Raw genomic sequence first — 20,431 nt, 5'->3', positions numbered from 1 at the left:
CGCGACCGGTTTACTTCCCGGCCTGCGCCAGCGTCGGGTAATCCGTGTAGCCCTTCGCGCCGCCGCCGTACAGCGTGGCGGCATCGACGGGGTTGAGCGGCGCATCCACGCGCAGGCGCTCCGCCAGGTCGGGGTTGGCGATGTACGCGCGGCCAAAGGCCACCGCGTCGGCGTAGCCGGAGGCGATCGCCTGTTCGGCCATCGCCTTGTCGTAGCCGTTGTTGGCGATCCACGGGCCGCGGAACTTCGCCCGCAGCGCGGCGTAGTCGAACGGCGCGACATCGCGCGCACCGCCGGTGGCGCCTTCGATCACGTGCACGAACGCCAGCCCGCCGATCGCATCCAGCCGCTCCACCGCGCGCTCGAACAGCGGCTGCGGGTTGGAATCGTGCGCGTCGTTGACCGGCGTCACCGGCGACAGGCGCACGCCGGTGCGGCCGGCGCCGATCTCCCCGGCAATGGCCTGCGTCACCTCGGCCAGCAGGCGGGTGCGGTTCTCGATGCTGCCGCCGTAGGCGTCGTCGCGGTGGTTGCTGCCGTCGCGCAGGAACTGGTCGATCAGGTAGCCGTTGGCGGCGTGGATCTCCACGCCGTCGAAGCCGGCGTCGATGGCGTTGCGCGCGGCGCGCACGTAGTCGGCGACCAGGCCGGGGATTTCCTCCAGCGCCAGCGCACGCGGCGCGGAGACATCCTCGAAGCCCTGCGCGGTGAAGGTCTTGCCCTTCGCGCGCAGCGCGCTCGGCGCGACCGGCACTTCGCCCGGCGGCAGCAGGCTGGTGTGCGAGATGCGGCCCACGTGCCACAGCTGCACGACGATCTTGCCGCCGCGCGCATGCACCGCGTCGGTGACGTGCTTCCAGCCTTCGACCTGGGCGGGCGTATGGATGCCGGGTGTATCCAGGTAGCCCTGGCCCAGCGGGTTGATCTGCGTGCCTTCGGCAATCAGCAGGCCACCGCTGGCGCGCTGCGCGTAGTACTCGACGGCGAGCGGGTTGGGCACCTGGCCGGCGACGGCGCGGTCGCGCGTCAGCGGGGCCATCACGATGCGGTTGGCGAGGGGGATATCGCCCAGCTGCGTGGGCGTGAACAATTGCTGCGCGGGGGCAGTGGGGGAGGAATCGGCCATGGTGGGGGAAGCGAGTGAAAGAACGCCCATCATGCCCACGCGTGGCACGGGCGTCGCGTTGCAGCGGCGGGAAAGTGTTTCCCGCCGCGGCGTGGCCGCTCAGCGCGAGGGGATCGCCCCGGCGCGTTCCAGCCGCTGCAGGCCGTCCAGCTTGGCCTGGTAGCGGGTGCGGTCGTTCTCCGGGCCGAGGTCGCGCGCGCGGCGCATCTCGCGCTCGGCCAGCCGCGCGTTGCCGCTGAGGAAGTAGACCCGCGCCAAACCGAAGTGGAACTGGTGCGCCGCCGGGTACAGCGCCACCGCGCGGCGGTAATGCGAGATCGCCCCGGCGTAGTCGCCACCGCTCTCGGCCTGGCGTCCCATCATGAACTGGTAGAACGGATCCACCGCGCGGATCTGCTCCAGGTACTTGAGCGTGGCGTCGGCGCGGGCGTTGTCGCCGAGCCGGCGGTACAGGTTGATGGTGTTGGACAGGCTGGCCACGTGCGCAGGATTGAGCACCAGCGCCTGCGCGTAGTCACGGCCCGCCGCCGGCAGGTTGCCCTCGCGCGATTCCAGCACGCCCAGGTTGTTCCAGATGTTGGGCAGCGTGGCATCCATGCGCAGCGCCTGCTGGTAGTAGGCGCGCGCCGGGCCGTTCTGGCCGGCGGCCATCAGCTCGCTGCCGCGGTTGTTGTAGTAGTGCGCGAACAGACGCTGGTCGCTGATCACGCGCGGGCCGCGCCGGTCCATCAGCACGCTGGCGTCCAGGTCCACGGTGCCGTTGCGCCCGTCGATGCGCACCTGCGCGTTGACGTGGCCGAAGTTGTAGATCGTGCGCTGGTCCTGCCACCAGCTCAGCACCTGGCCCACTTCCTGCGGGCGCGCGGTGATGCCGGCTTCGCGCGCCAGCGCCACGAAGAAGAGGGTGAAGGACAGGCAGTTGGCGCTGCGCAGCTGGTAGGTCTCGGCCACGCTGTGGGTGGCCTCGGTGGAGTAGCGCAGTGCCAGCGCGTCTTCGTCGAAGATCAGGTGCACGAGCGCCTGCACGCGATCTTCCTGCGCGCCGAAGTGGGTGACCTTCTGGCGCAGCAGCTGCTTGAGCTCGGGCGGAATCGCCAGCAGCGTGTCGGGCGAGGGCGGCGGCAGCACCGACGCATCCGCGGTTGGCGCGGGCGCTTCATCGGCGGCAGCCGAGAGGGTGGGCGTCGCGCCGGCCACCGACAGTTCGGCGGCGGGCGGGGGGGACGGCACGCTCGCCGTCGCCGCGGCGAGCACGAACGAAAGCAGGATGCCCATTGCAGTCTCCCGCGACGGTCAGGCCGTCGCCCATGTGCTGCGGCCAGTGTATGCCTGTTTCGGGTGCATGGCGCACGGTGCGATGGTGCGGCGCGGCAAAGGCCTGCTCTGCTAGTATCCGCGCCCTCCCACGCGGCGGCGCAGTGCCGGCATGACCCGATGAACCGGCAGTTCCTCTACTTGTCTTCCGCCGAAGCGCAGCTGTCGCTGGGGTTCGGCGACGCGCGCCCGACCGAGCGCCTGTTCTTCGCGCTGCTGCCGCCCGTCGCGGTGGGCGAGGCGGCGCATACGGTGGCGCAAACACTGCGCGACGAAATGCCCGGCGCACGCCTGGTGGCCCGCGAACGCCTGCACGTCACCCTGCATTACCTCGGCGAGTACGCCGGCCTGCCGCCCTCATTGCTGGCGCGCGCCCAACGTGCCGCGCAGGCGCTGCGCATCGCGCCGTTCGCGCTGGCGTTCGACCGCGTGGGCAGCTTCGGCGGGCAGCGCCGCGAGCGGCCGGGCGTGGCGCTGGGCGATGCCGCCGGAACCGCCGGCGCGCACGAGCTGCATCGGCGCCTGGCCCTGGCTTTGGCGCAGGAAGGGCTCTCCGGCGATGCGCGCTTCACCCCGCACATGACGTTGCTGTACGCCCCGCGCGGCGTGCCGGAGCGGGCACTGGCCACGCCATTGGCCTGGCAGGTGGACGAACTGGTCCTGCTGCGCAGCGTGCGCGGCGAGCCCCGCTATCGCGAGGAAGGGCGCTGGCCGCTGGCCGGCTGAGCGCGCTTGGCGCTTCACGCGCCCGGCGCTAGGCTGCGCGCATGGTGAGTTCGCTGATCCAGGCCATCGTCCCGTTGCCGCTGCGGCCCGCGCAGTGGGCGCAACTGCAGGCCGCCTATGCCACCCCGCCGCGTGCCTACCACCACTGGGGGCATATCGAAGCGGTGCTGGAGGGCTATGCGGAAGTCGCCGCCGGCCCGGGCTGGGAGCAGCCGCGCGAGGTGGCGCTGGCGCTGCTGTTCCATGACGCCATCTACGAGCCCGGCAAGCGCGACAACGAAGCGCGTTCGGCCGACCTGGCGCGCGAGACGATCCCGCGCTGGTGGCCCGGCGCCGTCATCGATATCGCGCGCGTGGCGCAGCTCATCGAGCTGACCGCGCGGCATGGCCAGCTCACGCCGCGCGACGTGGATGCCGACGCGGCGTTGATGCTCGATTGCGACATGGCCATCCTCGCCGCGCCGCCGGCGCAGTTCGAGGCCTACGACCACGCCATCGCCGAGGAATACCGCGACCACGTGCCCGGCTTCCTGTATCGCATCAACCGCCGGCGTTTCCTGCGCGGCGTGCTCGCCCAGCCGCGCATCTTCCTCAGCGACTGGTTCCATGCGCGCTGCGATGCGCAGGCCCGTGCCAACCTGCGCCGCGCCATCGGCTGAACGTCGGCGTCGCGCCGTGACGCCCGCCGCGGCGCGGCCGGGGCGACTGGCTAGAATGGATGCCTGTCGTTTCCCGCTTCCGCCATGCCCGATCCCGTTGCAGACCCCGCCGACGATCCGCGCCCCGAGGCGCCCGTCGAGCCCGCGCCCAACGAATGCTGCGGCAGCGGCTGCCCGCTGTGCGTCTACGACCTCTATGCGGAGGAAGTGGCACGCTACCGCGAGAAGCTGGCGCAGTGGCGCCAGCGCCATCCCGATGCCGAATGAGTCGCGCCGTGGCCGCGTGCCACGTCCTTCCACCGCCCCTGACGAAACTTCCCATGCCGCTTCGTGACCTGACCCGCGTCCTGCCCGCCGCTTTCGCGCTGTCCCTTGCCGTCGGCAACGTCCTGGCCGCGCCGGCCACCCCTGCCGAGCCCGCCACGGAGAAGGTCTCCCACGGCCGGTTCGAGAACGTGCCGGTGCTGCGCCCGCAGGGCGAGCCGCAGCGCGTGGTGGTGTGGTTCGCCGGCGCCGCGCGCGAGGCCGCCGCGCGCCAGCGCCAGGCCGAGGCCCTGCGCCAGGACGGCGCGCTGGTGGTGATGGTCGATACCGCGCACCTCTACCAGGTGCTCGGCAAGGACACCGGCAAATGCGTGTTCGGCTCCGGCGACGTGGAGAACTTCTCGCGCTACGTGCAGGCCTACCTGCACATCCCGACCTACCGCCTGCCGCTGCTGGTGGGCGACGGCGAGGGCGCCGCGCTGGCCTACGCGGTCGCCGCGCAGGCGCCGGCCAACGTGCTGGCCGGCGTGCTCACCGACGACCTGTGCCCGGCCAGCGTGCCGGAGCGGGCGATCTGCGGTGCCGGCGTGGCGGCCGGTGGCGCGCTGCAGCCCACCAAGCTGCCGGTGCCGTGGCTGGCCGGCAAGGCCGCGCCGGGCGCGCGCTGCGCCAAGCCGGCGCCGGAGGGGTTCGTGGCCGGCGTCGCGCAGGCGCGCGTGCTCGAACGCGATCCGCAGGGCGATTTGCTGCCGGGCCTGCGCGCGGCGGTGCGCTCGCTGGGCAGCCAGCGCGGCGTGAGCCTGCCGGCGCCGCCGGCCGACCTGCAGGGCCTGCCGATCGTCGAAGTGCCGGTGTCCGGCCGTGCGAACGGGCCGGCCGATACCTTCGCCATCTTCGTCTCCGGCGACGGTGGCTGGGCCGGCCTGGACAAGCAGGTGGCCGCCAAGCTGGCCGACGCCGGCATCCCGGTGGTGGGCGTGGATTCGCTGCGCTATTTCTGGAGCGAGCGCACGCCGGAGGGCTTCGCCACCGACCTGGACCGCATCGCGCGCTTCTACGCCCACCGCTGGCAGCGTCCGAAGGTGGTGCTGATCGGCTTCTCGCAGGGCGCCGACGTGCTGCCCGCCGCGATCGCGCACCTGCCGCAGGCCACGCGCGAGAGCCTGGCGCTGACCGCGCTGCTGTCGGTGGGCAAGCTGGCCGATTACGAATTCCACGTCAGCAACTGGCTGGGCGCCAACAACGACGGCCTGCCGATCGCCCCGGAGATCGCCAAGCTCGATCCGGCGCGCACGCTGTGCATCTATGGCCAGGCCGACAAGGACACGCTGTGCCCGCAGCTGCCGGCGAACGCGACGCGGCGCTTCGCGCTGCCGGGCGACCACCACTTCAAGGGCGATTACGCCACGCTGGCGCAGACGGTCCTGCGCGAGTTGGGGAATACGCCGGCGCGCTGAGTGGCGGGGGTGAACGCCCCGCCGACGCTCAGTCCGGATCCCGACGCTTGGGATCCAGCGAGATCAGCCGCGTCACGTCCAGCAGCGCCGCCGGCAGATGCATGCCGCCCGGCGCGGCCAGGTAGCGCGGCCGCCACTGCGGCATGAACTTGGACTTGAAGCGACGCAGCCCGCTGAAGCCGTAGAAGCGTTCGCCATGCCGCGCGACGACGTTGGCGAAGCGGCTCCAGCGCCCGGCCAGCCGGTGCTGCGCCAGGCCCGACAGCGGCGCCATGCCCAGCGAGAAGCGCTGGAAGCCGTTGGCCGCGCCCCACAGGAACAGTTCGACGAACAGGTAATCCATCGTGCCCTTGGGCGCATCGTCGGTGTGGCGCATCAGGTCCACCGACAGTTCGCCGCCGGCCGGCGCGCGCCACACGTTGGCGAAGGCGACGATGCGGCCTTCGAACTCCACCACCGCCACCGGGAAGCGCACCAGGTAGGACGGGTCGAAGCTGCCCAGCGAGAAACCCTTCTCCTCGCCGGCCTTGTCCTCCAGCCACTGCCGCGACACTTCCTCCAGCCGCGGCAGGGCCGGTGCCACGTCCTCGGGCATCAACATGCGAAAGCTCAAGCCGCTGCGCTTGCCGCGGTTGAATGCCTGGCGCAGTTCCGCGCGCTCCTTGCCCTCCAGCTGGAAGCCGGCGATCGGCACCACGGCTTCCTCGCCGAGCTTGACCAGGGTCAGGCCCATGTCCAGGTAGGTCTGCCAGTGCTGGTCGCCAACCTGGTAGAACACCGGGCGCAGGCCGAGCCGGTCGGCTTCCTCGCGGAAACGCCAGATCAGCGCGCGCGCCACCTCCGGCGGGCCGACCGGGTCACCCATCGAGATCAGCGAGCCGCCATAGCGCTGCATCATCACGAAACCGCGCTGCGCTTCATCGCGCAGCAGCGCCTTGTCGCCGGTGAGCACCAGCGAGGCCTGGGTGTCGGCGCCGCCGGCGAGGATCGGCGCCAGCGTGTCGAGCTCGGCGTCGGTGGCCGGGTCGAGCGGGCGCCGCGTGCTGTGCAGCAGCCGCGCCAGGCCGAAGGCGATCACCGCCACCGCCACCAGCAGCAAGGCGCGCAGGGCGCGCGGCGCATTGCCGGAGATGGCGAACTGCCACCACAGCTCGCGCTGGTATTCGACATGGCTGTACACGAAGAACAGCAGCCACACCGTGGCCACCAGCACCAGCCCGAGGTTGCGCAGCCACGGCCACGACCAGGCTTCGTCGAGCAGCGCGCCCTCGCGGTAGAACTCGCGGCGCGACACCCACAGCGCCAGCGCCACCAGCAGCGCGCTCAGCGCCACCGGGATGTGGCCGCCGCGCAGCCACGCCGGCAGCGGCAGCGCGATGCAGATCGCCAGCGCCAGCACCCATGCCGCATGGCTGCGGCGCTGCAGGCCCTGGCCGATCAGCAGCAACGCCACGCCGCCCAGGCTGGAGAGCAGGTGCGAGGTTTCCACCAGCGGCAGGGGCGCCACGCCCTCCCAGCGGTGCGGCATCGGCAGCGTGCCTTCGATCACCAGCGCCGCGCCGATGGCGAACACCGCGATGGCGATGATCTGCGGCAGCCACGGGCGCAGCGTCAGCCACGCCGCGCGCGCGGCCACGGTGCCGCGCGACACCGGGCGGCGCAGGCCGGTGGCCGCGGCCATCAGCAGCGCCAGCAGCATCGGGAACACGTAGTAGGTGATGCGGTACACCAGCGCGGCGGCGAGCAGCGCGGCGGGCGCCACGCCAGGCAGCAGCTTGAGCAGGCTCCACTCGAACACGCCCAGGCCCGCCGGCACGGTGGAGAGCAGGCCGGCCACCACCGCCACCAGGTACAGGCCGACGAAGCCGATGTAGTCGGTGTTGGGGATCGGCGGCAGCAGCACGTACAGCGCCGCGCTCGCCAAGCCCAGCTCGATCACGCTCAGCACGGTGACGCCGAGCACGGTGCGGTAGTCCGGCAGCCACAGCGCATGCGAGCCGATGCGCAGCGTGCGGCCCTGGCGGCCCACCGCCACCAGCATCACCCCGAAGCCCACCAGCAGCGCCGCGCCCGCGATCTGCACCGCGCCCACGCTCAAGGGCAGCGCCAGCGCGGCGGCGGCCGGTTCCAGCAGCAGGGCGAGCCCCAGCAGCACCCACGCGCCGAACGCGAAGCCCAGCGTGCTCACCAGCACCACCTGGCCGATCTCGCCCAGGTTCAAGCCCACCTGCCCGTAGCCGCGCAGGCGCACCGCGCCGCCGGTGAGCGCGGCGAAGCCCAGCGTCTGCCCGACGGTGTGGGCGAGGAAGGCGGTGATGGCGATGCGCGCCGGATGCAGCTGGCGGCCGCTGCGATGCAGGCCGATCGCATCGAACAGCACCAGACAGGCGTAGCTGCTCAGGCCCAGCACCAGCGTGAGCACGACCTGGCCCAGGCTGATATCGCGGAAGGCATGGCGGATGGCCGCATAGCCATGCGTGCTGAACTCGGCCGACAGCGCGCGCAGCGCCATCGCCAGGATCACCAGGCTGATGACGACGGGCAGGGCGCGGCGCCAGCCGCTGTGCGGTGCTGCCGCGTCGGCGGCTGCGGGGTCCGTCATGTGCGGGAATCTCGGCGGGGGAGGGGAGCGGCTGCCGTCAGCCTGCGCAGCGGAAGCAGTTCACGCATCCGGCCTTCCTCGAACGGGGTTGCGGGCATCGTGGTCTTCGCGGCGCGGGCGTGGGGTGAAGAAACGGCCGGCGAGGTGGCCTCGCCTGCGACAGGCGCGCATCATAAGGCCATTGCCCGCGCCACGGACGCCCGTGGCGCGGCCGTTTCGTGGGGAAGCCACATGTCGTTGAGCGTCTTGTCAGACTCGCCCGCACCCGCGCGCTGGATCGCGCGCAGCGGCGCGCTCGCCGTCGCCACCGGCGGCGCCTTCCTGCTGTGGGTGCTGGTGTTGCAACTCCTGCGCGGCGACCTGTCCTGGACGCGGGCGCAGCTGAGCCTCTACCTGCATGGTCCCTATGGCCTGTCCCTGCGCGTGGCGTACTGCCTGCTCGCCCTGTCGATGTCGCTGCAGGCGATTGCCCTGCAGGCGAGCCTCTCGCCGCGCGCCCGCAGCGGCGTGGTGCTGGGCCTGTTCTGGGCTTCGGCGCTGGGCCTGGCGAGCGTGGCCATCGGCGACAGCTACTTGCCGCAGTACGCCCCGAACCTGGCGCCGGCCGTGCACCTGCTCTCGGCGCAGGCCGCGTTCCTGTGCGTGATCGCCGCCATCTGCCTGCAATCGTGGTACTTCCGCCGCGATGTGCGCTGGCAGGCGCATGCGCGCCGGGCAGGCTGGCTCGCCGCCGTGGCCTTCGCCGTGCTGTTCGCGCATGTCGTGCTGCGCTGGGGCCCGCGCGGACTGGGACAAAAGAGCGCGATCGTGTTGATCGTGGCGTGGCTGATCGGCGTGGGCGTGCAGCTGGCCCGTGACCCGGGGGCTGCGCCCGTCGCGCGATCGCGTGACAATGCCAACGAACCAACAAGGGAGGAACCCTAGATGCTGCAGCGATACGAAACCGGCCCGCGCATGTCGGAAATGACCCTGCACCATGGCGTGTGCTATCTCGCCGGGCAGATCGCCGAAGACACCACGCAGGACATCAAGGGCCAGACGCGCCAGGTGCTGGCGGAGATCGACCGCCTGCTCGCCCTGGGCGCGAGCGACAAGACCAAGATCCTGCGCGCCGAAATCTACCTGGCCGACATCGGCGATTTCGCCGCCATGAACGAAGTGTGGGACGAATGGGTCGCCCCGGGCTTCACCCCGGCCCGCGCCACGGTGGAGGCCAAGCTGGCCTGCCCGGACTGGAAGATCGAGATCGTGATCACCGCGGCGATCTAAAAGGTCAACGCTTTCCGGAAGGCCGCACGCTTTCCGATCCGCGTGCATGGAACGATCGGGCGTCCGGGGGCAGGCCCTTTCCGGGACCGTAGGCGACATGGATGTCGCCTACGAGCCTCCATGGAAGGATTCACGGCGTGTCCCGGAAAGGGCCTGCCCCCGGGTGCCGCGCGACCAAAACAAAAGCGCCGCCGATCAGCGCCAAGAATCAGACCGCATGCAACTCGATGCAGTCCACGGGACACACCGGCACACACAACTCGCACCCGGTACACAGCGGCGCGATCACCGTATGCATGTGCTTGGCCCCGCCGACGATCGCATCGACCGGGCACGCCTGGATGCACTTCGTGCAGCCGATGCAATCGGCTTCCACGATCCACGCCACCTGCGCCGCCTTGTGCTCCCCGCGACTGCGGTCGTACGGCAGCGCAGGCACGGCCAGCACGGCGGCCAACGCCCGCGCCCCCGCATCCCCGCCCGGCGGACAGTGATCGACCCCGGCTTCCCCGCGCGCCATCGCCTCCGCATACGGCCGGCAGCCCTCGAACCCGCACTGCCCGCACTGGGTCTGCGGCAACAGGCGGTCGAGGCGTTCGACCAGGTCGGGAAGCGGGGAAGTCATGGCGTGGCGTCAGGCTGCGCGGTGGGGAGTCAGGCGATGCGACGCCCGCGATACCAGCGCTCGTGCGCCAGCGCGAGCATCGGCCGGTCCTCGCGGCTGTCGCCGTACGCATGGATGCGTTCGTAGCGCGACAGATCGTAGCGCGCCCGGATATCGGCCGCCTTGTGGCCGCCGCGGTCACCGCCCGCATAGCGACCGGTCAGCCGGCCCCCGGCGCTTTCCAGCCGGTTGCAGATCAATCCCAACCCATGCCGCTCGCACCACGGGTGCAGGTAGCTGTCCAGCGAACCGGACACCAGCGCCACCTCATGGCCTTGCGCCTGGTGCCATGCGATCCGCTGCATCATCTCCGGCCGCAACACGCCCGGCAGCACCTCGTCGGCATAGCGGCTGCCGGCGGCAAGGATCTCGCCTTCGGCGCGGCCCATGAAGGCCATGCGCGTCGCCCGCACCCGGAGCGCGCTTGGGGACACCATGCCGGCGCGATAGCCCAGCACCCACGGCCCCATCGTCCAGCGCGCCCGCGCCAGCTGCGCCGGCGTGGCGATCCGGCGCAGGAAACGCGAGTAGGTGTCGCACACCGTGACGGTGTGGTCGAAATCGAACAGCGCCAGCTGCACGGCGTCAGCGCACCGGCATGCCCGGCTGGGCGGCGCTGTCGGCATCCAGCAGCGCCAGCGCGCCACCGTCGAAGCCGGCCGAGAGGATCATGCCCTCGCTCAGGCCGAAGCGCATCTTGCGCGGCGCGAGGTTGGCGATGAACACCACGTTGCGGCCGACCAGCTTTTCCGGCTCGCCGTAACTGGCGCGGATGCCGGAGAAAATCTGGCGCTTGCCCAGCTCGCCGGCATCCAGTTCGAAACGCAGCAGCTTGTCCGAGCCTTCGACGAATTCGCAGGCCAGCACCTTGCCGATGCGCAGGTCGAGCTTGGCGAAGTCTTCGATGCCGATGTGGGCGGCGCCCTCGGCAGCCGGCGCGGCAGCGGCCGGCTTGGCTTCCTGCTTGGCGGGCTTGCTCTCGGTCTTGGCGGGCGCGGCCGGGGTGGCAGCGGCGAGGGTGTCCTTGGAGGCTTCGGTCATGGCGTCGATCAGTTTCGGGTCAATACGGGTGAACAGGGCGGTGTACGGCTGGATGACATGGCCATCGGCCAGCGGCGCGGCGATGTCTTCCCAGCTGGTCATCGGTGCGGACAGGAACGCCTCGGCCTCGGCGCTGGTGCGCGGCAGGATCGGCTTCAGCGCGGCCACCAGCACGCGGAACAGGTTCAGGCCCTGGGTGCACACCGCCTGCAGCTGCGCATCGCTGCCTTCCTGCTTGGCGATCACCCACGGCTTGGTCTCGTCGATGTACTTGTTGGCCTCGTCGGCCAGCGCCATCGCCTGGCGGATCGCGCCGGCCGGGTCGTTGCGCTCGTACGCTTCGCGGATCGGCGCCAGTGCGGCGACGAAGCGCGCGTACTGGGCGGGATCCGGCAGCACGTCGGCGAGCTTGCCGTCGAAGCGCTTGCTGATGAAGCCGGCGCAGCGGCTGGCGAGGTTGACGAACTTGCCGACGAGGTCGGAGTTCACGCGCGCGATGAAGTCGCCAAGGTTGAGGTCGAGGTCATCCACGCCGCCGGAAGACTTGGCGGCGAAGTAATAGCGCAGCGCTTCCGGCTCCAGGCCGACGTCCAGGTAGGTGCGCGCCATCACGAAGGTGCCGCGCGACTTGGACATCTTCGCGCCATCCACGGTGAGGTAGCCGTTGACGTGCAGGCGCGTGGGCGCGCGCTGGCCGGTGCCGTGCAGCACCGCCGGCCAGAACAGGCCATGGAAATTGACGATGTCCTTGCCGATGAAATGGTGCAGCTCGGTATCGGAGCCGGCGGCGAGATGGCGTTCGAAGTCCTCGCCGATCTCGGCGCACAGGTTCTTGAAGCTGCTCAGGTAGCCGATCGGCGCGTCCAGCCACACGTAGAAATACTTGCCCGGGTGGCCGGGAATCTGGAAGCCGAAGTACGGCGCATCGCGCGAGATGTCCCACGCGCGCAGTCCACCCTCGGCGTCCAGCCATTCCATCAGCTTGGCCTTCACGCCGGGCAGGGCGACATCGCCGGCCAGCCATTCGCGCAGGAAGGATTCGAAGCGGCCCACCTCGAAGAAGAAATGCTCCGAATCGCGGATTTCCGGCGTCGCTCCGGAGATCACCGACTTGGGTTCCTTCAGGTCGGTCGGCGCGTAGGTGGCGCCGCAGACCTCGCAGTTGTCGCCGTACTGGTCCGGCGTGCCGCAGTTCGGGCAGATGCCCTTGATGTAGCGGTCCGGCAGGAACATGCCCTTGGCCGGGTCGTAGAACTGCGCCACCGAACGGCGGGTGATATGGCCGTTGGCCTCCAGGCGCTGGTAGAACGCCTCGGTCAATTCGCGGTTGGCCGGCGAGTTGGTCGAATCGTAGTGGTCGAAGGCCACGCCGAACGCGGCGAAGTCGCGCTCGTGGCTGGCCTGCACACCGGCGATGAACGCTTCCGGCGTCACCCCGGCCTTCTCGGCGGCGAGCATGATCGGCGTGCCATGGGTGTCGTCGGCGCACACGAACCAGGTCTTGTCGCCGCGCAGGCGGCGCGCGCGTACCCAGATGTCGGCCTGGATGTAGCCGACCAGGTGGCCCAGGTGCAGCGGACCGTTGGCGTAGGGCAGGGCGGTGGTGACGAGGGCGGTGCGGGACATGGCGGGATGACAGCCTGGCGGGACGCGGGGGACCGGGGATTATCGCATGGCGGAAACGAACGACCCGGCCGGAGCCGGGTCGTGGGGGACGCAGGTGCGGGAAACGCTTATTCGCGCACCCAGGTCTGCGCCCGGCAGATGAACATGATGCAGCCGGAGACATCCAGCTTCTGGCCGCCCGGCTGCAGTTCCAGCTTGGACTTGTAGGTCTTGCCGTTGGCCGGGTCGAGGATGGTGCCGCCGGACCAGTGGCTGGCGTCGTCGGCCTTGAGGCTCCACAGGATGGTCATGCCCTTGACCGGCTTGTTCTTGCGCTCGCCGTCGCACTTGTCGCAGACCGGGTTCGGGCCGCGGTCGGACTGCAGGATCTCGACGACCTTGCCCGACAGCGTGCCATTGGCAGCCGGGGTGATCTCGACGATGGACTTCACCTTGCCGGTCTTGTCGTCGATGGTCTTCCAGCGGCCGGCGGCCGAATCGGCCGCGCTGGCGGCCAGGCTCAGGCCCAGCAGCGGCAGCGCGAGCAGCAGGGCGTGACGGAGTTTGCGCATGTGTCCCCTCCCAGGGCATTCGAGGCGCCCGGCAACGCGCCGGGCGATGCGCCGACTTTATACCCATTCGCGCGGGTACGGAAACCGCCGGGGACGGGGCCAGCGCCCCCGGCGGTGCCGGTCAGTAGCGGTACGACAGGCTGGTGAACAGATACCGGCCGGCCGGGTCATAGCCGCCGGGCGAGTTGCCGTTGCCGCTTCCGGACAGGGTGGTGCCGACCAGCGGCGGGGCGCGGTCGAACAGGTTGTTCACGCCCACCGTCCACTCCCAGGCAGTGGCGAAACGCATCGAGCCGCTGAGGTCGAAGTAGTTGGCCGCGTCGATGCCGCCGGCCTGCGCCACCAGCTTGTCGGTGGTGCCGGCGGTGCCGTCGGTGTTGGTGTAGTCGACCTTGCCGACGTAACGCCAGCGCACGCCCACCGAGTAATCGTCCCAGCTGTAGCGGGCGTTGGCGATGTGGCGCCATTCCGGGTTGTTGCACGATTCGTTGATGACGCCGGCGCAATCATACGTGGCGCTGGACACGCCCGGGATCGGCTCGTTCTTCTGCTCCAGCGCATAGCTGCCGACCAGGTCGGCCACCAGGCTGCCGGGACCGATGCTCCAGCGGTAGCGGGCGCTGAGGTCGATGCCGCGGTAGTAGAAGTTGCCGAAGTTGTCGAACACGTTGGTGACGTAACCGGCGGCGGGGCGTTCATCGCCCACCCACAAGTCGCCCGTGGTCGGGTTGCGGTGCACGCGATCGCACAACGCGGCGATGCCGTTCTGGCCGCAGCTGCGCAGGATCGTGCTGGCGCCGATGGTGGTGATCGCGTTGCGCACCTCGATGTCGTAGTAGTCCACGCTCAGGTCGAGGTTGCGGATCGGGGTGAATGCCGCGCCGAACGTCCAGGTGTCGGCGGTTTCCGGCGCCAGTTCGCGGCTGCCGCCATAGAGCATGTTGTACTGGCCGGCCGGGCTTGCCAGCACGTGGCCGTATTGCGCGGCGGTCATGCCAGTGCGTGCGCACTGCGCGGCGGTGAACTCCGGCTTGCTGCCGGCGCACGGGTCGCTGCCGTTCCACAACGCGAGGGTCTGCGGGCGGTACAGCGCCGAGACGCTGGGGCCGCGGATCGCGCGGTTCCAGCCGCCGCGCAGGTGCAGGCGGTCCTCGAACAGGTCCGCGGTCAGGCCGACCTTGTAGGTGCCCACGCCACCGGAGGTGGAATAGTCCGAATAGCGCACGCCGAAATCGGCATTGAGGCGGTCGAGCGCGCCGGCCCCGGCGACGATCGGCAAGCCGCCTTCGAGGAAGGCCTCGGTGACGTTGTACGCACCACGCACGTCCGGGCGCGGGCCGCCGGCGCCGGAGAAGTTGCCGGTGCGGGTGTCGTTGTCGGCGGTGGCGCCGTAGCGCTGGTCGCGCCATTCCATGCCGGCCACCAGCTTGAACGCATCGTCCGCGGCCCACGGCAGGGCCCAGCCGGTATCGCCGCTGACATAGGCCGAGAGCACCTTCAGCGTGGTGTTCCATTCCTTCAGGCTGGTGCCCGCCAGCGCCGCCGCCGCGGCCGGCGTCACGCCGCCCGGCACCCACACGTTGTACGGCACGCAGCCCTTGAACGCGCCGGCGGGACATCCGCGCAGCGCATCCATCACGCGGTCCTTGAGGAAGTCGTTGTGACCGGTCTCGCTGGTGTCGTTGCGCGCATACAGGAAGTAGGCGTCGTAGGACCAGCGCTCGTTGAGGTCGCCGTTGCTGCCGACCACCAGGCGGAAGCTGTTGGTGTCGGTGTCGGTCACGCGCTGCCCGCCTTCGACGTTGCGCTTGCCCACGCTGACCGTCACGTCCTGGCTGGCGACGCCGAGGTCGCCGCACAGGCTGCCGATGAGCGGGTCGTTGCACGCCATCTCCAGGTTGTCGCCGAAGAAGGTGCCGCTCGGGGCGAGTTGCGACGTGGATTGGTGATTGACGAACTGGCCTTCCATGTACGGACGGAACTGCGGGTTGATCTCGTACTTGAGCGAGAAGCCGCCGGTGAAGCGTTCGTCCGGGCGCTGGTAGAAGCTGCCGGGCGCGTAGTTGTACAGGCCCGCCTGGCCCGGCGCCCAGCGGCCGTCCGGTGCGAGGTGCGCATAGCGTGCGCGGCCGCTGGCGTCGGTGACGAGGAAGTTCGGCGGATCGGAAGTGCCCGAGCCACCGCAGCCGGTGCCGCTGCTGTTGAGCGCGCAGGCCGAGTAGTCGCGGTCGCCCTGCACCAGCGCATCGTTCTTGCGCCAGCCCAGCCAGCCCAGCGCGTGGCCGCTTTCGCCGAACTTGCCGCCGAACGCCAGGTCGAGGTTGCGCGCGATGCCGCCGAACCCGGAGTTGCCCTCCGGATACGCATAGCCGGACTTCCCGGCGAGTATGCGCATGTAGTCGTTGTCGTTGTCGTGCTGGTAGGCCGAATAGCCGATGTTGGCGGCCACGCCTTCGAACTCGTCGTCGAGCATGAAGTTGACCACGCCGGCGACCGCATCGGAGCCATACACCGCCGAGGCGCCGCCGGTGAGCACGTCCACGCGCTTGAGCAGATAGGAGGGGATGATGCTCAGGTCGGTGGTTTCGTCGGTGCCGATCGGCAGGCGGCGGCCGTTGAGCAGGGTGAGCGTGCGCGAGGCGCCCAGGTCGCGCAGGCTGACCGTGCCGTAGCCGGTCGCGCCGTTGTTCTGGAAGCCGTCGAAGGTGGCGCTCATCTGCGGGAACTGGTTGACCAGGTCTTCCACGCGCGTGGCACCGCTCTGCTTGAAGCGTTCGGCGTCGATCTCCATCACCGGGCTGGCCGCGGTCATGGTCTGGCTCTTCAGGCGGGTGCCGGTGACGCTCACCGCCTCCAGGGTGGTGGCCTCGGCGGGCGCGGTGGGGGGCGTGTCCTGCGCCTGCGCGGCGGCGATGGCCAACAGCGCGGTGATCGCCAGGGTCAGTCGGGCGCGCCGGGCGCGCGGGTTCTCTCCATGCATTGCGTGCTTCCTCTCGAACGGGGGTGACCGCTCGCCGCAGGAGCGCGGGGGCGCATGCGGCGGCGTGCCCGCATGACGCCGTTCGTGAGGATTTCGTTCAAGCGAAGTTCTGCATGTATTGCGCGAAATGCCGCGCCAACGAGAACAACCGTACAACTCGTTGGATTTTTCGCATGCGTCAGGCCGCGTACAACTCCAGCGGCAGGTCGTCCGGGTCGGCGAAGAAGGTGAAGCGCTTGCCGGTGTACTCGTCCACGCGGATCGACTCGCAGGCCACGCCGGCGGCGGTCAGGCGGGCGACGGCGGCATCGAGGTCGTCGACACGGAAGGCGAGGTGGCGCAGGCCCTGCGCTTCGGGGCGACTCGGGCGCGGTGGCGGCGCGGGGAAGGAGAACAGTTCGACCTGGCTGCCGTCGGGCAGGGCGAGGTCGAGCTTCCAGGAGTGGCGGGTGTCGCGATAGACCTCGTGGATGACGCGCAGGCCGAGGATCTCGGTGTAGAAGTGGCGCGAGCGCGGGTAATCGGAGGCGATGATCGCGACGTGGTGGATGCCCAGGAGCATGTCGGCGTCCATTGGTGGGGGAGCGCGCGATGATCGCATGCAGGCGCTGAACTGCCCGAATCAGGGCGTGCCGTAGAGGAAGCGGTGGGCGATCTTCAGCGCCAGCGGATACGGCTCGGGCCCGTCGCGGTTGGTGAGCACGATGACCGTGAAGTGGCGTTGCGGATAACGCACGATGACATTGCGAAAGCCGATGCTCTCGCCGCTGTGCCATGCCGTTTCGCCATTGAGGCGCCAACCGAAGCCGTAGAACGGCACGTCGGGCTCGGGCGTGGTGGTGGCCGGCGTGAACGCCTGCTTCAGCCAATCGGCCTTGAGCAGGCGTTCGTCGTACAGCGCCGCGTCCCAGCGGGCGAGGTCCTCGAGCGAGGAATAGATGCCGCCGTCGCCGAGCACCGCGCTGGTCGGGCTCTGGTCGGTGCGCTGCCAATGGCCGCCGACGCGGCTGTAGCCGTACGCGCGATTCGGCACTTCGTCCACGCCGTCCTGGTGGGCGAAGGTGTCGTGCATGCCCAGCGGCAGGAAGATGCGCTGGCGCAGGAAGCTGGCGAAATCCTGCCCGGATGCCTGGCCGACGACCAGCGCGAGCAGCGCGTAGCCGCCATTGCTGTAGCGGTAGCGCGTGCCGGGCGGGAAATAGGTGCGGTCGGAGCTCTCCAGCAGGTGCAGTACGTCGATGTCGTGCAGCTGGGCCTTCTGCGTGGCGGGCATCAGGTCTTCGTAGTCGACCAGCCCACCGGTGTGCGAAAGCAGGTGGCGGATCGTGATGGCATCGGCGGCGGCCGGCAGCGAAGGCAGCCAGCGTTTGACCTTGTCGTCCAGCGAAAGCTTGCCGTCCTGCGCGAGCAGCAGGATCGCCGCGGCGGTGAACTGCTTGCTGATCGATGCCAGCCGGAAGTTGGTCTGCGGCGTGACGCTCGTGGCGTCCTCGACCACCGCCAGCCCGTAGCCGCGGCGGAACACCGGCTCGCCATCGCGCAGCACCAATACGGCGGCGCCGGGCTGCATGCCGTCGTAGTCGCGCATCAGTGCGTCGATGCCCGCATCCGGTGGCGTGATGACCGGCGCGGCGCCCGCCATGCCGATGCTCCAGCCCCACAGGCACAGCAACAGGCAGGCGAGGCGCATGGGCGATCTCAGGGTTTGGCGGGTGTGGCGGGCGCGGTGGCTGCCGCGGGATTCTGCTGCGTGCGGATCCAGCGCTCGATCTTTTCCTGCAGGATATCCAGCGGCACCGAACCGTCCTTGAGTACTTCGGCGTGGAAGGCGCGGATGTCGAAGCGCGGGCCGAGCGCGGCCTGCGCCTGCTGGCGCAGCTGCATGATCTTCAGTTCGCCGACCTTGTAGGCCAGCGCCTGGCCGGGAATGGCCATGTAGCGCTCGGCTTCGGCGACGGCATCGGTCTGGCTGGAAGCGGAGTTCTCCAGCATGTAATCGATCACCTGCTGGCGGCTCCAGCCCTTGGCGTGCAGCCCGGTATCCACCACCAGGCGGATCGCGCGCCACAGCTCGTTCTGCAGGTAGCCGAAGTAGTTGTACGGATCTTCGTACAGGCCCAGGTCCTTGCCGAGCGATTCGGCGTACAGGCCCCAGCCCTCGATGAAGGCGGTCTCGCCGCCGAAGCGGCGGAAGTCCGGCAGCTCGCCCAGTTCCTGTTGCAGGCCGAGCTGGTAATGGTGGCCGGGGATGGCTTCGTGCAGGTAGAGGTCTTCGGCGTCCCACGTCTTGCGCGAGGGCAGGTCGTAGGTGTTCACGTAGAAGATGCCCGGGCGCGTGCCGCCGGGACGCATGTACGAACCGCCGGCCGCCGACTGCGCGCGGTACGGCTCCACCGGGCGGATTTCGAACTTCGCCTTCGGCGTCAGCGAGAACAGCTGCGGCACGCGCGCGTCCACCTTGGCCTCCAGGCCGCGGTAGTAGGCCAGCAGCGCGTCCTCGCTCTGGAAGGTGAAGCGCTTGTCGGTCTGCATGTACTTGAAGAACTTCTGCATCGACCCGCGGAACTTCACCTGCTTCATCACCGCCTGGATCTGCTCGTGGATGCGCGCCACTTCATCCAGGCCGATCTGGTGGATCTGCGCGGGCGTCAGGTCGGAGGTCGTGCTCTGGCGCACGTTGTTGGCGTACCACGCCGCGCCGTTCGGCAGGGCGGCCATGCCATCGGTGGTGCGCGTGGCGGGCATGTACTCGGTGGCGATGAAGCCCCGCAGCTCGCGGTAGGCGGGCATGATCTTGAAATCGATCATGCGTTTGTAATCGGCGGTGATGCGCTGCTTGTCGGCGTCGCTGAAGCTGGCGGGGAAGTTGCGCACCGGCGCCCAGAACAGCGTTTCCTCGGCGGTGGGCCGGATGATCGCATCGAGCTGCGGCAGCACCTTCTCCATGAGCGCGCGCGGCTGCACGACGCCGGCCTTCATGCCTTCGCGCATGTTGGCGATGGCCTGGTCGAACAGTGCAGGCAGCTGGTCGGCGCGACGGGCCCAGTTGTCGTAATCCTGCACGGTCTCGAACGGCTGCGCGCCGGTGCCCGAGCCGAGCATCGCGGCGATGCTGGAGATGTTGTAGAACTGGTTGACCGGCTGCATCCAGGTGGGGAACTGTTCGGCGGCGAGCGCGCTGCGTGCATCGCGCACGAAGATCTCGTAGCTGAGCAGGTCCTGCCCGGTGAGGCCGTCGGCGCCGATGGCTTCGATCTTGGCCAGCCACTGGGTGGTGAAATCGTGGCTCTGTTGGCGGAAGGCCGGCGAGAGGTAGTTGGGCAGCTGGTCGTCGTAGCGGTGATCGCCCTGGAAGGTGGCCTGCAGCGGATTGAGCTTGAGCGAGGCCTGCCAGTAATCGGCGTAGAGGCGATCGAGCTGCTGGGATTTGGTGAGTGCCTTGGCGGGGGCGGCGGCGCGCGGCTTGGCGGCGGCCTTCTTGCCCTTGGACTTGCTGGTGGACTTGGCGGGTGCCTTGGCCTTGGCCTTCTGCGACTGGCTGGTGGAAGCCTTCTTCTTCTGCGTCGCCGCCTCGCTGTGGGGCGCCATCGCCAGGGAGACGGTGGTGGCCAGGAATAGTGCGAACAGGCGGGCGAGGCGGGACGGCATCAACGGGCTCCGACGACAGCGTGGGTTTGGGAGAGTGCCCCATCTGGGAGATTTGGGCCAGTCGGGGGTTTATTGGCTGGGGCGGACGGTCGTAGTGCTGCCTTACGTTGCGGGCACCGCCCTGGCGGGTATGGGCGTCACGGCTTCGGGCGAACGTCCTGTTCGACTCGCCGCACGCGGTCCATCCATGGACGCGGCTAATCCCGCTTTGCGGGCTTAGCCCCCAAAGTTTGCTGCGCAAACTTCGGGCCCCAGCTCCTGCCTTGCCTATCCCCCGCGGCTTCGCCGCGCCCCCCTTAACAAAAGGGGGGCTCTTCTCCGATCACTTCACTGCTATCTGGGCGGGCGGCGCGCTGTGAGTGCGCGGCTTTGGCTTGTGTCGTCCGGTCGAGTTGATCTGGAGGGTCTGCGAGGGCGGGGCCCTTTCGGGACCGTTGGCGACATGGATGTCGCCGACGAGCCCCCATGGATGGGTTCACGGCGTGTCCCGAAAGGGCCCCGCCC

17 protein-coding genes are annotated in these 20,431 nt (G+C 69.8%); 6 read left to right on the top strand and 11 right to left on the bottom strand.

What is annotated here, in order from left to right; all coding sequences use genetic code 11:
• Positions 1–10: 10 nt before the first annotated feature.
• Together ARC20_RS16490 and ARC20_RS16485 are read right to left on the bottom strand one after the other, a co-directional pair.
• Positions 11–1,126 (bottom strand): alkene reductase, encoded by a 1,116-nt coding sequence (locus ARC20_RS16490; protein WP_057649100.1) that lies wholly within the window; start codon positions 1,124–1,126, stop codon positions 11–13.
• Between the two features lie 99 nt (positions 1,127–1,225).
• On the bottom strand, positions 1,226–2,401 hold the full coding sequence (locus tag ARC20_RS16485; protein ID WP_181360164.1) for a tetratricopeptide repeat protein: 1,176 nt from the start codon (positions 2,399–2,401) through the stop codon (positions 1,226–1,228).
• A 159-nt stretch (positions 2,402–2,560) separates the two neighbouring features.
• Between ARC20_RS16485 and thpR the strand changes: the two genes are divergently transcribed.
• From thpR to ARC20_RS16465, 4 genes are all read left to right on the top strand, one after another.
• On the top strand, positions 2,561–3,166 hold the full coding sequence (gene thpR / locus ARC20_RS16480; RefSeq protein WP_057649098.1) for an RNA 2',3'-cyclic phosphodiesterase: 606 nt from the start codon (positions 2,561–2,563) through the stop codon (positions 3,164–3,166).
• Between the two features lie 56 nt (positions 3,167–3,222).
• Positions 3,223–3,825, top strand: coding sequence for an HD domain-containing protein (locus ARC20_RS16475; RefSeq protein ID WP_237642617.1), 603 nt, complete (start codon positions 3,223–3,225; stop codon positions 3,823–3,825).
• 84 nt (positions 3,826–3,909) lie between these two features.
• Complete coding sequence (locus tag ARC20_RS16470) at positions 3,910–4,092, top strand: oxidoreductase-like domain-containing protein (RefSeq protein ID WP_057649095.1); 183 nt, start codon at positions 3,910–3,912, stop codon at positions 4,090–4,092.
• 53 nt (positions 4,093–4,145) lie between these two features.
• The gene (locus ARC20_RS16465) at positions 4,146–5,546 is read left to right on the top strand and encodes a virulence factor family protein (protein WP_081418246.1); all 1,401 of its coding nucleotides are present in this window, start codon (positions 4,146–4,148) and stop codon (positions 5,544–5,546) included.
• A 28-nt stretch (positions 5,547–5,574) separates the two neighbouring features.
• Here ARC20_RS16465 and mprF read toward each other — a convergent pair whose 3' ends face one another.
• A complete protein-coding gene (gene mprF / locus ARC20_RS16460; RefSeq protein ID WP_057649092.1) occupies positions 5,575–8,148 on the bottom strand; it encodes a bifunctional lysylphosphatidylglycerol flippase/synthetase MprF in 2,574 nt (857 codons plus the stop codon).
• Positions 8,149–8,379: 231 nt separating this feature from the next.
• Here mprF and ARC20_RS16455 point away from each other — a divergent pair, with 231 nt between their 5' ends.
• Complete coding sequence (locus ARC20_RS16455) at positions 8,380–9,072, top strand: DUF998 domain-containing protein (protein ID WP_057649090.1); 693 nt, start codon at positions 8,380–8,382, stop codon at positions 9,070–9,072.
• Positions 9,073–9,417 (top strand): RidA family protein, encoded by a 345-nt coding sequence (locus ARC20_RS16450; protein WP_057649088.1) that lies wholly within the window; start codon positions 9,073–9,075, stop codon positions 9,415–9,417.
• A 208-nt stretch (positions 9,418–9,625) separates the two neighbouring features.
• On the opposite strand, the gene rnfB is transcribed toward ARC20_RS16450, so the two are convergent.
• The 8 genes from rnfB to ARC20_RS16410 all read right to left on the bottom strand — a co-directional run bounded on the left by rnfB (position 9,626) and on the right by ARC20_RS16410 (position 19,927).
• Positions 9,626–10,042 (bottom strand): Rnf electron transport complex subunit RnfB, encoded by a 417-nt coding sequence (gene rnfB / locus ARC20_RS16445; RefSeq protein WP_081418245.1) that lies wholly within the window; start codon positions 10,040–10,042, stop codon positions 9,626–9,628.
• Positions 10,043–10,071: 29 nt separating this feature from the next.
• Positions 10,072–10,662, bottom strand: a complete 591-nt coding sequence (locus tag ARC20_RS16440) for an HAD-IB family hydrolase (RefSeq protein WP_057649086.1) — start codon at positions 10,660–10,662, stop codon at positions 10,072–10,074.
• A 4-nt stretch (positions 10,663–10,666) separates the two neighbouring features.
• Positions 10,667–12,748 carry a methionine--tRNA ligase gene (gene metG / locus ARC20_RS16435; protein ID WP_057649084.1) on the bottom strand — a complete coding sequence of 694 codons (2,082 nt, stop codon included), beginning with the start codon at positions 12,746–12,748 and terminating at the stop codon, positions 10,667–10,669.
• Positions 12,749–12,855: 107 nt separating this feature from the next.
• The gene (locus ARC20_RS16430; RefSeq protein WP_057649083.1) at positions 12,856–13,299 is read right to left on the bottom strand and encodes a DUF2147 domain-containing protein; all 444 of its coding nucleotides are present in this window, start codon (positions 13,297–13,299) and stop codon (positions 12,856–12,858) included.
• Positions 13,300–13,420: 121 nt separating this feature from the next.
• Positions 13,421–16,279 (bottom strand): TonB-dependent receptor domain-containing protein, encoded by a 2,859-nt coding sequence (locus tag ARC20_RS16425; RefSeq protein WP_081418244.1) that lies wholly within the window; start codon positions 16,277–16,279, stop codon positions 13,421–13,423.
• Between the two features lie 178 nt (positions 16,280–16,457).
• Positions 16,458–16,841, bottom strand: coding sequence for an SMU1112c/YaeR family gloxylase I-like metalloprotein (gene gloA2 / locus ARC20_RS16420; RefSeq protein WP_057649118.1), 384 nt, complete (start codon positions 16,839–16,841; stop codon positions 16,458–16,460).
• Between the two features lie 60 nt (positions 16,842–16,901).
• A complete protein-coding gene (locus ARC20_RS16415) occupies positions 16,902–17,969 on the bottom strand; it encodes a serine hydrolase domain-containing protein (RefSeq protein ID WP_057649080.1) in 1,068 nt (355 codons plus the stop codon).
• 8 nt (positions 17,970–17,977) lie between these two features.
• Positions 17,978–19,927: a DUF885 domain-containing protein gene (locus ARC20_RS16410; RefSeq protein WP_057649078.1), complete on the bottom strand. Its 1,950-nt coding sequence runs from the start codon at positions 19,925–19,927 to the stop codon at positions 17,978–17,980.
• Positions 19,928–20,431 lie beyond the last annotated feature (504 nt).

Source organism: Stenotrophomonas panacihumi (assembly GCF_001431645.1).
Taxonomy (GTDB): domain Bacteria; phylum Pseudomonadota; class Gammaproteobacteria; order Xanthomonadales; family Xanthomonadaceae; genus Stenotrophomonas_A; species Stenotrophomonas_A panacihumi.
This window is presented reverse-complemented; position numbering and strand designations above follow the sequence as displayed.

What these genes read in the sequence shown, in the direction of transcription:
- ARC20_RS16490 (WP_057649100.1), bottom strand. Translation starts at nt 1,126, where the DNA reads ATGGCCGATTCCTCCCCCACTGCCCCCGCGCAGCAATTGTTCACGCCC.
- ARC20_RS16485 (WP_181360164.1), bottom strand. Translation starts at nt 2,401, where the DNA reads ATGGGCATCCTGCTTTCGTTCGTGCTCGCCGCGGCGACGGCGAGCGTG.
- thpR (WP_057649098.1), top strand. Translation starts at nt 2,561, where the DNA reads ATGAACCGGCAGTTCCTCTACTTGTCTTCCGCCGAAGCGCAGCTGTCG.
- ARC20_RS16470 (WP_057649095.1), top strand. Translation starts at nt 3,910, where the DNA reads ATGCCCGATCCCGTTGCAGACCCCGCCGACGATCCGCGCCCCGAGGCG.
- ARC20_RS16465 (WP_081418246.1), top strand. Translation starts at nt 4,146, where the DNA reads ATGCCGCTTCGTGACCTGACCCGCGTCCTGCCCGCCGCTTTCGCGCTG.
- mprF (WP_057649092.1), bottom strand. Translation starts at nt 8,148, where the DNA reads ATGACGGACCCCGCAGCCGCCGACGCGGCAGCACCGCACAGCGGCTGG.
- ARC20_RS16455 (WP_057649090.1), top strand. Translation starts at nt 8,380, where the DNA reads ATGTCGTTGAGCGTCTTGTCAGACTCGCCCGCACCCGCGCGCTGGATC.
- ARC20_RS16450 (WP_057649088.1), top strand. Translation starts at nt 9,073, where the DNA reads ATGCTGCAGCGATACGAAACCGGCCCGCGCATGTCGGAAATGACCCTG.
- rnfB (WP_081418245.1), bottom strand. Translation starts at nt 10,042, where the DNA reads ATGACTTCCCCGCTTCCCGACCTGGTCGAACGCCTCGACCGCCTGTTG.
- metG (WP_057649084.1), bottom strand. Translation starts at nt 12,748, where the DNA reads ATGTCCCGCACCGCCCTCGTCACCACCGCCCTGCCCTACGCCAACGGT.
- ARC20_RS16430 (WP_057649083.1), bottom strand. Translation starts at nt 13,299, where the DNA reads ATGCGCAAACTCCGTCACGCCCTGCTGCTCGCGCTGCCGCTGCTGGGC.
- ARC20_RS16425 (WP_081418244.1), bottom strand. Translation starts at nt 16,279, where the DNA reads ATGCATGGAGAGAACCCGCGCGCCCGGCGCGCCCGACTGACCCTGGCG.
- gloA2 (WP_057649118.1), bottom strand. Translation starts at nt 16,841, where the DNA reads ATGCTCCTGGGCATCCACCACGTCGCGATCATCGCCTCCGATTACCCG.
- ARC20_RS16415 (WP_057649080.1), bottom strand. Translation starts at nt 17,969, where the DNA reads ATGCGCCTCGCCTGCCTGTTGCTGTGCCTGTGGGGCTGGAGCATCGGC.
- ARC20_RS16410 (WP_057649078.1), bottom strand. Translation starts at nt 19,927, where the DNA reads ATGCCGTCCCGCCTCGCCCGCCTGTTCGCACTATTCCTGGCCACCACC.